The organism is Nitrospira sp. CMX1, assembly GCF_054902215.1.
This window is the reverse complement of sequence record NZ_JBUBKD010000074.1, coordinates 25,527-39,546: the sequence shown is the minus strand read 5'-3', so window position 1 is coordinate 39,546 and position 14,020 is coordinate 25,527. Positions and strand designations below refer to the sequence as shown.

The following is a 14,020-nucleotide window of genomic DNA, read 5'->3' as shown; positions in this document are numbered from 1 at the left end:
GCGGCTCCATGGCGGATCGTGCAGTCGGTATCCCATTTGCGAAAGAGGGAATTCCCTTCATTGCGGTTCCTGCTGGCGTTACACTGTTGACGGGATTGGTGGGGTGGTCTTTCGTCGCGTTCTTCAGTGGCATCGCGACGCTGTTTTCAGCATGGTTTTTCAGGAACCCAACCAGAGTTATCCCGCAAGGTCCGAACCTCATCGTGGCTCCAGGCGATGGCAAAATCATTGCTGTCGAGGAAGAATTTGAACCGAGGTATCTAAAAGAACGCAGCATCCGGGTGACGATCTTTTTGAATGTATTCGACGTCCATATCAATCGATTGCCCTGCGACGGGATGGTTGAAAATGTGCAGTATCAGCCTGGGTTGTTCATGGTGGCAAGTAAGCCGGAAGCCACATTCATGAACGAACAGAATGCATTGATGATCAAGACAGACGAGGGAATTAAAGTCTTGTGCGTGCAAGTGGCTGGGTTGATTGCTCGGCGCATCGTGTGTTGGATTTCACCACATGATCGAGCCGTTCGGGGTGAACGATATGGCCTGATTCGTTTCGGGTCGCGCATGGATACCTTTCTTCCCGTCGGCACCACACTGCGGGTGGCAGTGGGGCAACGGGTGAAGGGTGGAGAAACCATCCTAGGAGAGTTGCCATGAAAACTGCGAGCTTCAGAAGTTCGTTTGGAAAAGGAGGGAAGCGGAGGAAGGCTGCGATGCACCTGATCCCGAACCTCTTCACGACGGGCAACTTGTTTTGTGGGGTGTTTGCCATCCTGTCAGTCTTCAATGCCAACTATCTGGAAGCCGCGATTGCAGTGCTGGTCGCCATGATCTTTGATGTTCTGGATGGGAAGTCGGCCCGGTTGACCAACAGCACCAGCCAGTTCGGGTTGGAGTATGATTCGCTTTCTGATGTGGTGTCGTTTGGTGTGGCTCCAGGGATCTTGATCTATTCCTGGGCGTTAAGCGGGCATGGGACGTTCGGTATTGCCGTGATGTTTGCCTATGTGGCGATGGGAGCTGTCCGACTAGCGAGGTTTAATTCCACTGTGGCTGTGTCGGACGGGAAATACTTTACCGGTTTAGCCATTCCAGCTGCGGCAGGGGTTGTGGCGTCTTTGGTCGTCCTGGATCATTACATCATGAAGATGGGAACCGATGTCCGGTCGATTGTGGTCTTGCTCATGACGTTAGGGCTGTCGTTTCTCATGGTCAGCACGATCAAGTATCGAAGCTTTAAGGATTTGAAGTTCAAAGGACATCGCCAGATCACCTACCTGGTCTGGGGTATTCTTGCGCTGATGATGGTCGCAGCCTGGCCGGCAGTCATGTTGTTCGTTGTGTTCGCCGGCTATGCACTGATGGGACCGGTCGAAAAGATTGCAGGGCTGCTCGTTCCGGCCTCTGGGAAACGAGGTGTCGGAAAAGTTGATCTGCCACCGGTTGAATCGAACCCATAGTAATAGAGGGAGAAATCAAGAGGGGTGTGAACGGCTAGGATGAGGAGTAGTAGGCGAACCGTCTAGATACAGGGTGGAACACGCTCTGGAGAGAGCTGGTGGATGGTGCAAACCAGCCTAGATGTCGCTGAACTCGCCTTTGAGCTGGGTCTCCGAACAGGAAGTAAGAGACTCCGTCTTGCCTCCGTAAGGGGCAGAAAGAAGGGTCTGAGGATCAGAAATTCCTCAGGCTGAATCAGGGTGGTACCACGGAGTGCTTCAAGCCTTCGTCCCTGGGTCGTATGGGATGAGGGCTTTCTATTTTCAAGCCGCTGAAAAAGTCTTCATTCTGCGTTCTCCGTCGTTCGAACTCCTCGACGTGCCGATTCGTACGCCTTGGGGTTCTCGCTCCTTGCGGCCTTGCCGGAAGGACTTTTTGAGCGGCTTGTATTGGAGGTCGGACATGGCACGCATGATCAGAATTTTTGACACGACGTTGCGGGACGGCGAGCAATCGCCTGGGGCCAGCATGAATGTGGAAGAAAAGGTCATGGTGGCGAAACAACTGGCACGGCTTGGGGTCGATATTATTGAGGCGGGATTTGCATATAGTTCACCAGGAGATTTCGACGCGGTACGACGGATTGCACAGGAGGTGGAGGGGCCGACGATCTGCAGCCTGGCGAGGGCTCGTCCCGAAGACATTGATCGGGCATGGGAAGCCTTAAAGGGCGCACCAAAGGTCCGTATCCACACGTTTTTATCGACGTCCGATATTCATCTCAAACACCAATTTCGGATGACGCGGGAACAGGCCAAGCAGCGGGCGGTTGAGATGGTTCAGCGTGCGCGCGGGTATGTCGAGGATGTTGAATTCTCTCCCATGGATGCGAGCCGGTCCGACCCGTCGTTTCTCTACGAAGTGATCGAGGCGGTGATTGCTGCGGGAGCCGGGACTGTGAACATCCCTGACACGGTGGGCTATGCGGTTCCACAAGAATTCGGCGCACTGATTAAAGGAATTTGCGACAAGGTTTCCAATGCCAAGCAAGCCGTGATTTCCGTCCATTGCCACAATGATCTGGGGGTTGCGGTGTCGAACAGCCTGGCGGCCATTATGAACGGGGCCGGACAAGTTGAGTGTACGATCAACGGTATCGGTGAGCGCGCGGGGAATACTTCGTTAGAGGAGATCGTGATGGGACTCCGAACGAGGAAAGATTTTTACCATGCCGATACCGGGATTCGGACAGAGGAGATTGCGAAGACCAGTCGTTTGGTGAGCAAGATTACCGGCATGGTGGTGCAACCCAATAAAGCGATCGTGGGGGCTAATGCCTTTGCCCACACCTCGGGTATCCATCAAGACGGCTTGCTGAAGGAAAAGGCGACCTACGAAATTATGCGTCCGGAATCGATTGGTTTGGTCGAGAGCCAGATGGTTATGGGCAAGTTGTCCGGGCGGCATGCCTTTCGGCAGCGATTGGAAGAGTTGGGGTACAAGCTCGGTGAGGCGGAAGTGAATCATGCCTTCGAACGGTTTAAAAAGCTTGCCGACCACAAAAAAGAGATTTTTGAGGAAGATCTCGAAGTCATCGTCTCGGAAGAGCTCTCAAAGATGGCTGAACGGCTCGTCTTAAGGTCGCTTCAGGTGACCAGTGGAACAGATCGGGTCCCAACGGCCACGGTTGAACTGGAGATCGATGGTAAGCCTGTCTCACAAACCGGGACCGGTGATGGGCCGGTGGATGCCGTGTATCGAACCATTGCAACCCTGACGCAGACCAAGAGTCGATTATTGATGTACGTCGTCAAAGCCATCACCGGCGGGACCGATGCTCAGGGGGAAGTCTCCGTGCGGGTCGAGGAAGACGGACGGACGGTGTCAGGGCATGGGGCCGATACTGATATCATCACGGCATCCGCCCGAGCCTACATCAGTGCGCTGAATAAGTTGTCCTATTTGGCGGCAAGGCAAGCACAAGGTGAGCAGAAGGTGAACTTGATTTGACGCGGAACTCCACGGTACAGTTTATTTCTTTGAGCAGGTTGTGGATGTCACCATATCTTCACGATGCTCATAAAGGCAGCCGCAAGTGAATGGGCGGGAGTATGCGCTTCGGTACGTTGAGCCTTTGAGCGATGCGGGAACGTCGCCGGCGTCCTTTTCCACTGTCCGGTGAGAGATGAAGTCGATTCGATCGAGGGAGCTTGTCCTTGTTCAAGGTGACCCTAGCGGATCGCCCCGAGTTTCTAGCCGGGGACGAGACCCGTTTGCGGGAGATTTTTCATCCTGCCAAACATCGGTTGTCGCTGAACTATAGTCTCGCCCACGGAACCTTGCCGCCCGGTCACTGCTCGAAACGACATGCCTTGGTCTCGTCTGAAGTCTATTACTTCATTTCCGGGATGGGCCGATTGACGGTTAACGATCAAGTGACACTGGTTGAGCCGGGAACGACGATCTATGTACCGCCAGGCGGGCAACAGTTTCTCGACAATACCGGAGACACCGACATTGAGTTTTTATGTCTTGTTGATCCGGCCTGGCGGATGGAAGACGAAACGATACTGGAGTAGGTCATGAGCCGAGCGCAGGCTCGAAAGGAGTCGCAGTGAAGGCAAAGATTGCAGTGTTGGCTGGAGACGGGGTCGGGCGAGAAATCGTCCCTGAAGCCGTCAAGGTATTGAAGGTGATCGCAGAGAAATTCGGACATGCATTCGAGTTTGTTCCTGGTGATATCGGCGGGCAGGCGATTGACAAGCTTGGTGTTCCCCTGCCGAAGGATACATTGGCCCTAGCCAAACAGAGTGATGCGGTCCTCTTGGGGGCCGTCGGCGGGCCCAGGTGGGAAGGGCTGGAGTACAGCCTTCGCCCTGAGCGCGCGCTGCTCGGAATCCGAGAGGCCCTCGGACTCTATGCCAACTTGAGGCCGGCGAAATTGTATTCGACCCTCGTGGATGCTTCCACGTTGAAGCGTGAGGTAGTCGAGGGGATCGACATCCTCGTGATCCGTGAGCTGACCGGCGGCATCTATTTCGGCAAACCGAAAGGGATCGAGAAGTTACCGAATGGAGATGAGCGGGGAGTCAATACGGAAGTCTATACGACGGAAGAAGTGCGACGAATTGCTAAAGTCGCATTCGAGGCGGCACGAAAGCGGCGTAAGAAAGTGACATCGGTCGATAAAGCGAATGTCTTAGAGTCCTCGGAGCTTTGGCGGAAAGTTGTGATCGACGTCCATGCCTCTTATCCGGACGTGGAGCTCAGCCATATCTATGTTGATAACGCCGCAATGCAATTGGTGAGAAACCCTCGTCAGTTTGACGTGCTGCTCTGCAATAATATGTTCGGGGATATTCTCAGCGATGAAGCGGCGATGTTGACCGGATCAATCGGGATGTTACCGTCGGCCAGCATCGGTGCCAAGGTCGGCCTCTTTGAACCAATTCACGGGAGTGCACCGGACATTGCCGGGAAGAACATCGCCAATCCCATCGCGACGATTGCCTCTGCCGCCATGATGCTGTCGTACGCTTTTCAGCTCGAGAAAGAGGCAGAAGCCATTGATCAGGCCATCGTCAAAACACTCGATCTTGGATATCGCACGAAAGATATTCAGAACCCGGGTGCGAAGGTCGTCGGTACGGTAGAGATGGGCGAAGCCGTCGTTCGCAATCTGAGCTAGGCATCACCGTCCAAGCTATGGCAGCTATTCTGTCCACATGGATGATCCGCACGCTCGCCGGGAACGGTGAGCCAGGCTTCACGGGCGATGGTGGGCCTTCGGTATCCGCACGTGTGAATGAGCCCAAGGGTGTGACAGTCGATTCCCATGGTAATGTGTATGTGGCCGATTCAGAAAATCATGTGATTCGGAAAATAGAGCGTGCCACTGGTCTTATCTCGACGGTGGCCGGTATCCCTGTCGTTGAGCATGGGCTTTCGGTCGTACAGCCAGAACCGGCGGTATCTCTTGAGCACGAAGACCCCTTGGCTGAAGGGAGTGATGTGCCGGGAACGAGTGCGTACACTCAGCAAGCTGACTTGAGTGGGACCGTCCGGTATTGGACCCAAGGGCCATCTACATCGACTCGATATGGTGGAGACGGTGAGGTTGCGATCCGTGCTCAGCTCAACTTCCCCACGGCTGTTGCGGTTGATCGGACTGGCAATCTGTATATTGCCGATACCATGAACCATCGCGTGCGGATGGTGAATGCAGCGACGGGTGTTATCACAACCTTGGCTGGGACCGGTCACGCTCGATTCTCGGGAGATGGGGGTCTTGCCCATCAGGCGGCGCTCAATGAACCTGCGGCATTGGCCATGAATGACGACGATACTCGGCTGTATATCGCTGATCAGAGCAACCATCGTGTACGGATGGTTGATTTGAGGACCGGTGTGATTCAGACCGTTGCTGGAACCGGAGCAGCGACCTACGATGGGGATGGGAAGCTTGGGGTTGAGACAGCTCTTGCGGGTCCAAGTGGCTTGGCGTTCGCTGGTGACCACCTCCACATCGCTGATACCTTCAATGGTCGGGTTCGCTGTCTCCATCTCTCAACAGGGCTGATCGTTACCGTCGCGGGGGATGGTGGACCCTATCGATATGAGTCAGCGTTGGGTGCAGCATCAGCAAGTCTTGCACGTCCGACCGGAATTGCCATTGATCCCCAAGGGCGGCTCTTTCTGACGGACTCTGATAATCACCTGATCCGAGAATGGGACCAGGAGTCGGGAATGGCGGTCTGTGTGGCCGGGCAAGGAAGTCCTTGTTACTCGGGCGATGGCGGTCTCGCACGAGAAGCCGGAGTCTGTTACCCATTCGGTATCGTTGCCGATCGCGACGGAACGCTGCTGGTGGCGGACACGTTCAATCATCGTATTCGCGTATTGACATTGGAGTAGGAACGGCATGCTGAAGAGGAAACCAGGTTATGTGGTGGCCATCCTTGGCGCAACCGGTGCGGTCGGCCAGGAAACGCTCGAAATATTGGAGGAGCGGCAGTTCCCGCTGACCAGCCTGAGGTTGTTCGCTTCCAAGCGATCAGCGGGCGAGATCATGGCGTGTCAGGGGAAGGAGTGGACGGTTGAGGAACTGACGGAATCCTCGTCGTTCGATGGTGTCGATCTGGCCTTTATCTCCGCGACGGATACGATCAGCAAGGAGTATGGGCATCGATTGGGCGCTGCCGGCATCGCGGTGATTGATGATAGCGCCGTTTTTCGCATGGATGAGCAGGTCCCGCTGGTGGTGCCGGAGGTCAACGCGGCGGCGTTACGGGACATGCCTCGCGGCATCGTCGCCATTCCCAACTGCACGACCACACCGCTGGTCATGGCACTCAAACCGCTGCACGATGCGGTGGGCGTGAAGCGTGTGGTGGTGACGACGTTCCAATCCGTATCGGGAACCGGATCGGCGGCCATGGATGAGTTGATGGATCAGACGAAGGACTTATTGGCGTTTCGTGACGTCACGACCAAGGTCTATCCCTACCAAATTGCCTTCAATCTTTTGCCGCACATCGGCTCATTCAATGAGGGAGGCGATTGCTCAGAGGAGGTCAAGATTGCGAAAGAGACTCGGAAGATCCTTGGTGCCCCGAACCTGAGGGTGACTGCCACGACGGTACGCGTGCCGGTGCTGCGGTGCCATTCCGAAGCGATCAATGTCGAATTGGAACGCCCCTTAAGCGTAAATGAGGCGCGTGCGGCCCTCGCAGCCATGCCCGGTGTGTTGGTCTATGATGATCCAACGAAGAAACTCTATCCTATGCCGCTTGATGCAACGGGAAAGGACGAAGTCTACATCGGTCGGGTGCGCGAGGATGAATCGATCGCCAACGGCCTTAATCTCTGGGTGGTATCCGATAATCTGCGCAAGGGAGCGGCTCTCAATGCGATTCAGATTGCAGAGTGTCTCGTGAATGGCTGAGAGGCTATCCTAGGCTGCGGCATGGGAAAAACCAACTGTTCATACAGAGATTGCGAGTGATGCCGGAATGGACCACCATTGGAAAGATTTTCATTGGAGTAGGGCTTGGCATTGTCGCACTGGGAGTGCTGCTGATTGCCCTTGACCGGATTCCCGGTCTTGGGAGTAGCCTCAGTTGGCTCGGCAAGTTGCCTGGTGACATTTCCATCAAACGTGAGAACGTCAGCTTCTATTTTCCTGTCGCCACCAGTATTCTCCTCAGTGTGCTGCTAAGTCTGATATTCTGTATCGTGGGATGGCTCTTCCGTCGTTGACACGGGTACGGCTTTGGGTCGGCGCAGCGGGATTGGGAGTCTGCCTGGGGGCAGGCACGGTACCCGAGGCCCAGGCGGCACAATCGATCCGCGTCCTGCTGGCGTCCGATGTTCAGCAGCTTGAAGTCTCGAGTGAGCAAGCGCTGTGGGTGACCGATGAACAGCATCAGGCCTGGTCTTACGACTCCGTTCTGAAGATCAAGGTGCGAGGCCATGCCCTGATCCTCAACGGCAAACCGGTGGTGACGGATCAATTAACACTACGGGCAGGTACTCGTGATCTTACCATTTGGTTGAGTGGGAACGGCAAGCGATCTACGGTGCATACCGGCGATGAAAACGGGGCGCTCCATGTCAGTGGCGTCGTCCAGCTCGTCCGACGAGGGAAAAGCCGCCTCCTCGTCAATCATGTTGATTTAGAGGAATATGTCAAAGGTGTCGTGCCGGCAGAAGTGAATTCAACATGGCATCCGGAGATGCTGAAGGTGCAGGCCGTCGCCACTCGGACGTACGCACTGTACCAACGTATGTTGAATTCCACTCGAGACTATGATGTGGTGGCCGGAATTCAGGATCAGGTGTATCGTGGCCGCCAAGGCATTGATGCCCGAGTGATCGCGGCGGTGGAATCCACAAGGGGGCTCGTGGTGACTTACCAAGGCGCTCCAATCTACGCCGCGTTTTCATCCACGGCGGCAGGAGTGACGGAAGATGCGATGACGGTGTGGTCAAAGGATCTTCCCTATTTGAAGGGAGTGGAGTGTCCGTTCGACATTGAGTCTCCCTATTATCAGTGGAAAGCATCCGTGAAGATCGGGACGCTGGAGAAGAATCTCCGGCAACAGGGATTTTCGGTGGGAACGATTTCACAGGTTGCTCCGGAGTCGTACAGCCGTGCCGGGCGAGTCGCCACCCTGCGAGTTGTGCATTCGAACGGGGAGTTGGTGATACGGGGGGAGGATCTCCGTAAAGCGGTAGGCTATACGATTGTGCCCAGCACTCAATTTACCGTTCAAGCGATCGGACAGGATCTCGTCCTCTCCGGTTATGGAGCCGGCCATGCGGTAGGTCTCTGCCAGTGGGGCGCAAAAGAGTTGGCAGAGTTAGGCTATTCGTTTTCGAGCATCTTGAGCTATTACTATCCGGGGACGGAATTGCGTGATGTCGCGTTGACGAAAATACCTCCTGTCCCATCGATGCCTCCTTCCTAATGCACCTTTCTGAATTCGATTTTCCCTTCGATCCTGCTCTGGTTGCGTTGCAGCCTGCGAGCCCTCGCGATCGCGCGCAGTTGCTGCTCCTCAACAGAGCTACTCAACAGCGCCAGCATCATCATGTCGCGGATCTTCCTGTATTGCTGAAGCCAGGCGATCTTCTTGTGGTGAACGATACCAAGGTTATGGCCGCACGGGTTCCGGGAATCAAGAAGTCGACGGGAACGCCGGTTGAGGTGTTGTTTGTGAAGAATCTGGTGGGCCAGCGATGGGAAATCATGGTGAAGGGGTCGTTTCGAGTCGGGCAGATCATTGAATTTGATCAACAGTCCTACGCGACAATCGTCAAGCGCGATGCGACGGGAACGGAGGTAGTTATGGAGAGCCCGATGCCCGTCACGCAGTTTTTTGACGCACGCGGGGTGATGCCGCTTCCCCCATACATTAAGCGTGTACCGACTCGAGAGGATCACCAGTGGTATCAGACGATGTTTGCAAAACATGAGGGTGCGATTGCCGCACCGACAGCGGGACTCCACTTTACGGAAGCACTGTTTCGACGCCTACGCAATGTTGCCATCAACGTTGCGACCGTGACCCTGCATGTTGGGCCTGGCACGTTCAAGCCGGTGACGACAGAGCGGATCGAGGACCATCAGATGGGGGGAGAAGTCTTTCACGTGAGCCCAGAGACAGCCGATATGATCAATCAAACGAAGCGAGCCGGCGGACGGGTGGTTGCGGTGGGGACGACGGTCGTCCGAACGCTTGAAACCGTCATGAAGGAAAAGGGCGAGATGGTGCCGCTGTCCGGCGAAAGCCGCCTCTTCATCACGCCGGGATTTGAATTTAGGATAGTCGATGGGATGATGACGAATTTTCACCTACCCAAGACGACCTTGCTGATGTTGGTCTCAGCCTTCGCCGGCATCGAGCCCATTCGCGGGGCCTATGAAGAAGCCGTCAAAGAACGCTATCGCTTCTACAGCTACGGCGATGCGATGCTGATCCTCTAGCACACCGCAGGACACCCACTTCGTTCATCCTTGGCTGATCTATTCACGGATAGGTCGGGTGAAGTAGCGAGAGCCTCTTTCCTGGTTTCTTGCGTGAGTAGGAGCACCAATATAGAGGGTCTGGAGTGAGGCGGATCGGGGCTCGTCGGCAACGTTGACGGCCCCGAGTGCTGCACAGATTGGTTTAAAGCAATTCGCGGCGGATGGTGACCGGGATCTTCGCTTTCATCGACTGCTGGAATGAGACCAATGCGCGTTGTTGCTTCTGCAACAGCATGTCATCCAGTACCCGTTGCTTGGCCTCAGCCATCTTTGCAGGGTCGTTACCATCAGCGGGCCTGGTCATGAGGGACTGCCCTTCGGCGATTTCCTCAGGCGTCAGTGCCACGGAGTCTCGGACGATCATGCGGGCCTTGTTGGCCAAGACTTCCTGGTGCTGGATCGATTCAAACGCGGCCGGGGTCAGGTGATTAGCGGCGAGGATACGTTTATAGTGTTCTGGATCGAACGCGCCGTTTTTCTGAAAGACCGGTGTTTGCATGATCAACTCACGTAAATCGGCATCAGACACCCGCACACCCATCTCTTGGGCGGCGATGATCCAGACGCGGCTGTCGACCAGCTGGCCCATGACGAAGTCCTTGAACTCCTCCTCTTTGAAGTCGGTCTTGACGTTGTCCTTATAGATGCGGTGCATGTTTTCGTAGGTGCGCTTAAACTCATCGAGCGTAACGGATTGTTCGCCGATCTTCGCAACTGGCCCACCAGCCTGTTCACCGAATCCCCACCATCCCATCGTAATGACGAAGGCAATGGCCAAGATCCCCATGATGGACTTCAAGAGCCAAGGATAATTGTGTGCCGCATCCCGCATCGTCTTGATCATCAGACCCCTCTTTGCTTTTGTGAAGCCAACAGTGTACTTATGGGCTGGGCGGAAGGCAAGGGGCCGCTCCGGGGGCATCCGACTCAGCAGGGGGATTGCGCATGTGGGAGTCTCAGGTTCAGGAGGTTTCCTAGCTGCTTCCGGGTGGTTTGAAAAAATATTCAGAAAAAGATGACGCTTTGTTTGTGCAAGGTGGCGAATTTTGTTATACTTTGCCACTAATTAGAAGGAGATCCCTTGGTAGGGGAGGGGCCAGACTCGAGGTCATTCGATTCACGGGTTTATCCGAAGGCCCATGTGCTGAATCGATTCATCGCGAAGTTGATCGATCTGTTCATTGTCGTCGCTGCCGGCGAAATTGCTCCTCCGGTCGGTTTTCTTTCCGGTTTGACGTACATCCTGATTGCCGATGGGTTTGCGGGAGGGAAGAGCATCGGCAAGCGGCTGGTCGGGTTACAAACTGTGCGAGTAGATGGTCGGGAGACCGCAGGGTTTCGAGAGTCGATCATCCGCAATCTTCCACTGGGCGGGGCACAGGTCGCGTACGCGATCCCGTACATCGGATGGCTTGCCTCTCTGGCGATCGTCGCGTTTGAAAGTTTTTTGATTATTGGGAATGAGCAGGGGCGTCGCCTCGGCGATGAAGTGGCCCGGACACACGTGTTAGACGCCGGTCAATTAGCAGTCCCGGACTAAGTGCCAGATCGATCACGCACACCAGCTGGACTCTGAATGGGCCAGCTCAGCTGAAGGGAGAGATATCGTGGGGTTTCCGGGAGATGTGTTCGGGTGGTTTTCCGATGACCTGGCAATCGACTTAGGGACGGCAACCACCCTGGTGTACGTGCGTGGGAAGGGGATCGTCCTCAATGAGCCTTCCGTGGTCGCGGTGGAGAAGAAGAGCGAAAAGGTGCTTGCCGTTGGCACCGATGCCAAGAAAATGCTCGGTCGTACGCCGGGGAACATCGTGGCGGTTCGGCCCATGAAAGAAGGCGTGATCGCCGACTTTGAGATGGCTGAGCAAATGCTGAAACACTTCATCCGAAAAGCCCACAATCGCAGTGCGTTCGTTCGGCCGCGGATTATCATCGGTGTCCCTTCTCGCATTACGCAAGTCGAGCAACGGGCGGTTCGTGACTCGGCGGAATTGGCCGGGGCTCGGGAAGTCTATCTCATTGAGGAACCGGTTGCGGCGGCGATCGGGTCAGGGCTACCGATCACGGAGCCATCCGGCAACATGGTCGTCGATGTGGGGGGGGGCACGACCGACATCGCCGTCATCTCGCTGGGCGGGATCGTCTATAGTGAGTCCGTCAAGGTCGCAGGCGATCGAATGGACGAAGCGATCATGAATTACATCAAGAAGAAGTATAATCTGCTGATCGGCGAACACATGGCCGAGCGGATCAAGTTTGAAATTGGATCCGCCTATCCGTTCGAAGAACGGAAAACCATGATGATCAAAGGACGGGATTTGATCACGGGGATCCCGCGTACCTTAGTCATTGATGACGCCGAGGTGCGTGAGGCGTTGCAGGAGCCGATTGGGACCATTGTCAATGCCATCAAGATTGCCTTGGAAAACACCCCACCCGAACTGGCCGGTGATATCATCGATCGCGGGATCGTGTTGACTGGCGGGGGGTCCCTCTTGAAGGGGATGGATACACGATTCCGTGAAGAAACGAACTTGCCGATCATTACGGTCGATGATCCGTTGACGTCCGTGGTCTTGGGAGTCGGGAAAATTCTGGACGAATTGGATCTGCTTCGGAAAGTATCGGTCATGTCTCAGGCGAACAACCTCCGGTAAGGTCCCATCCCCTCATGTGGATGGTCAATTTACGCGTGACGTCTAATGCCAGGCGTGTGGCCCTCGTTCTTGCCGTCGTTCTGATCCTCGGCTTTCTCCTTCTGCCAGGCCAACTCCAAAGTGTGTTTCAAGGCGTGGGTGGCCCGCTCGGGTGGATCATCAGTTGGCCCCTGCGTGCCGTGGCAGGGGTTCATGATCGGATTGCCGGAATATGGGGCGGTTATGTCGCGCTTCAGGGGATGGAAGAAGAGAATCGGCAGTTGAAACGGGAGTTAGAACTGCTGAAGGAACAGAATGGGCAACTGCGCGAATCTGCCGCGGCAACGGAGCGACTGGCGACCCTGCTGGAGTTCAAGAAGCAAGCCCTTCCCACACTCATCACAGCCCAAGTGATCGGTCGCGATACCGGTAATTGGTATAAGACCATCATTTTGGATAAGGGCTCATCCGATGGGGTCCAAGCGGATCAGGGAGTGATTACTCCCGCAGGCGTTGTGGGGCGGATCGTAAAGACAACGGCGTCAACCGCTGTGGTGTTATTAGTGACGGACCCGAATAATGCGATTGCGGGACTGATTCAGCGCACAAGAGACGAGGGAATTGTTGAAGGGACGACGCAGGGCGAGGCACGGTTGAAGTATATTCCGTTGTTGTCGGGCGCGCGGCCTGGCGATCGAGTCGTCACGTCAGGGTTGGTGGAAGGGTTTCCACGGGGGCTCGCGATCGGCACGATCACGAGAATTGATAAAGAAGAGGAAGCTTTGTTCCAGTCGGCCGAGCTGACGCCTGAAGTTGACCCCACCCGGGTTGAAGAGGTGTTGGTCATTCAGTCTTCTCAGCTGCCGACAGAAAAAGAGCGATTGAGTCCGCCAAGAGCTAAACCATGAAAACCTTTATCTACGGTGCCATCATCGTGGGGATCGTGCCGGTTCAATCCGTGCTGTTGCCGCACCTGACCCTCTGGGGCGTGAAGCCGGATCTTGGTCTGGTGGCGGTCTGTTTGATCGGCCTCATCAGCGGCGAGCTGGATGGGTTGCTAGTTGGGGTGGCAATCGGATGGGCGTTGAGTCTGTTTTCTGCTCAAGACGTGATTACCGGCGCGATGCTGAAGGGGGGGCTTGGGTTTATCGCCGGCCTGGCGGGACGACAAATGGTCTATCTCAGTCCGCTCGTGCTCGTTGTGGGCTTGTTGGCGATGTCATGCCTCGTCGGCCTGGTGACGCCGATTGTCCTGAAACTGAATCCTCAACAGGATGTCTTGTGGGCGGTCTGGAATGTGGCGTTGCCGCAAGCCTGTCTTGATGCGGTCATCGGTGGGGCCATCTACTGGCTGATGTGGAGTCAGTTCAACATCGAACAGTTGATGTCTGAATCCCGAATGTAGGTAGGTA

General features: G+C 55.4%; 15 protein-coding genes and 1 other annotated feature. Of the genes, 14 read left to right on the top strand and 1 reads right to left on the bottom strand.

Annotation, left to right across the window (positions count from 1 at the left end):
• The first annotated feature begins 8 nt into the window (after positions 1-8).
• The 10 genes from ACYX34_RS18390 (at position 9) to queA (ending at position 9,930) form a co-directional block, all read left to right on the top strand.
• Positions 9-659 (top strand): phosphatidylserine decarboxylase family protein, encoded by a 651-nt coding sequence (locus tag ACYX34_RS18390; RefSeq protein ID WP_462078037.1) that lies wholly within the window; start codon positions 9-11, stop codon positions 657-659.
• The gene (pssA, locus tag ACYX34_RS18385) at positions 656-1,462 is read left to right on the top strand and encodes a CDP-diacylglycerol--serine O-phosphatidyltransferase (RefSeq protein WP_462078036.1); all 807 of its coding nucleotides are present in this window, start codon (positions 656-658) and stop codon (positions 1,460-1,462) included. The genes ACYX34_RS18390 and pssA overlap by 4 nt, the downstream gene beginning before the upstream one ends.
• A gap of 27 nt (positions 1,463-1,489) precedes the next feature.
• Positions 1,490-1,739, top strand: a binding site (T-box leader).
• A gap of 165 nt (positions 1,740-1,904) precedes the next feature.
• The gene (locus tag ACYX34_RS18380) at positions 1,905-3,452 is read left to right on the top strand and encodes a 2-isopropylmalate synthase (protein ID WP_462078035.1); all 1,548 of its coding nucleotides are present in this window, start codon (positions 1,905-1,907) and stop codon (positions 3,450-3,452) included.
• 215 nt (positions 3,453-3,667) lie between these two features.
• On the top strand, positions 3,668-4,021 hold the full coding sequence (locus ACYX34_RS18375; protein WP_462078146.1) for a cupin domain-containing protein: 354 nt from the start codon (positions 3,668-3,670) through the stop codon (positions 4,019-4,021).
• A 35-nt stretch (positions 4,022-4,056) separates the two neighbouring features.
• Positions 4,057-5,130, top strand: a complete 1,074-nt coding sequence (gene leuB / locus ACYX34_RS18370; protein WP_462078034.1) for a 3-isopropylmalate dehydrogenase — start codon at positions 4,057-4,059, stop codon at positions 5,128-5,130.
• 17 nt (positions 5,131-5,147) lie between these two features.
• Positions 5,148-6,356, top strand: a complete 1,209-nt coding sequence (locus tag ACYX34_RS18365; RefSeq protein ID WP_462078033.1) for an NHL domain-containing protein — start codon at positions 5,148-5,150, stop codon at positions 6,354-6,356.
• Between the two features lie 7 nt (positions 6,357-6,363).
• Positions 6,364-7,386: an aspartate-semialdehyde dehydrogenase gene (locus ACYX34_RS18360; RefSeq protein WP_462078032.1), complete on the top strand. Its 1,023-nt coding sequence runs from the start codon at positions 6,364-6,366 to the stop codon at positions 7,384-7,386.
• Positions 7,387-7,445: 59 nt separating this feature from the next.
• Positions 7,446-7,700, top strand: a complete 255-nt coding sequence (locus tag ACYX34_RS18355) for a DUF2905 domain-containing protein (RefSeq protein WP_462078031.1) — start codon at positions 7,446-7,448, stop codon at positions 7,698-7,700.
• Positions 7,682-8,911, top strand: coding sequence for a SpoIID/LytB domain-containing protein (locus ACYX34_RS18350; RefSeq protein WP_462078030.1), 1,230 nt, complete (start codon positions 7,682-7,684; stop codon positions 8,909-8,911). Before ACYX34_RS18355 ends, ACYX34_RS18350 begins: the two co-directional genes overlap by 19 nt.
• Positions 8,911-9,930, top strand: coding sequence for a tRNA preQ1(34) S-adenosylmethionine ribosyltransferase-isomerase QueA (queA, locus tag ACYX34_RS18345; RefSeq protein ID WP_462078029.1), 1,020 nt, complete (start codon positions 8,911-8,913; stop codon positions 9,928-9,930). The genes ACYX34_RS18350 and queA overlap by 1 nt, the downstream gene beginning before the upstream one ends.
• Positions 9,931-10,114: 184 nt before the next feature.
• On the opposite strand, the gene ACYX34_RS18340 is transcribed toward queA, so the two are convergent.
• On the bottom strand, positions 10,115-10,816 hold the full coding sequence (locus ACYX34_RS18340; RefSeq protein WP_462078028.1) for a SurA N-terminal domain-containing protein: 702 nt from the start codon (positions 10,814-10,816) through the stop codon (positions 10,115-10,117).
• 297 nt (positions 10,817-11,113) lie between these two features.
• Here ACYX34_RS18340 and ACYX34_RS18335 point away from each other — a divergent pair, with 297 nt between their 5' ends.
• The 4 genes from ACYX34_RS18335 to ACYX34_RS18320 all read left to right on the top strand — a co-directional run bounded on the left by ACYX34_RS18335 (position 11,114) and on the right by ACYX34_RS18320 (position 14,013).
• The gene (locus tag ACYX34_RS18335) at positions 11,114-11,512 is read left to right on the top strand and encodes an RDD family protein (RefSeq protein ID WP_462078027.1); all 399 of its coding nucleotides are present in this window, start codon (positions 11,114-11,116) and stop codon (positions 11,510-11,512) included.
• A 67-nt stretch (positions 11,513-11,579) separates the two neighbouring features.
• Positions 11,580-12,629: a rod shape-determining protein gene (locus ACYX34_RS18330; RefSeq protein ID WP_462078026.1), complete on the top strand. Its 1,050-nt coding sequence runs from the start codon at positions 11,580-11,582 to the stop codon at positions 12,627-12,629.
• Positions 12,630-12,643: 14 nt separating this feature from the next.
• Positions 12,644-13,516, top strand: coding sequence for a rod shape-determining protein MreC (gene mreC / locus ACYX34_RS18325; RefSeq protein ID WP_462078025.1), 873 nt, complete (start codon positions 12,644-12,646; stop codon positions 13,514-13,516).
• Positions 13,513-14,013: a hypothetical protein gene (locus tag ACYX34_RS18320; RefSeq protein WP_462078024.1), complete on the top strand. Its 501-nt coding sequence runs from the start codon at positions 13,513-13,515 to the stop codon at positions 14,011-14,013. The genes mreC and ACYX34_RS18320 overlap by 4 nt, the downstream gene beginning before the upstream one ends.
• Positions 14,014-14,020: the final 7 nt, after the last annotated feature.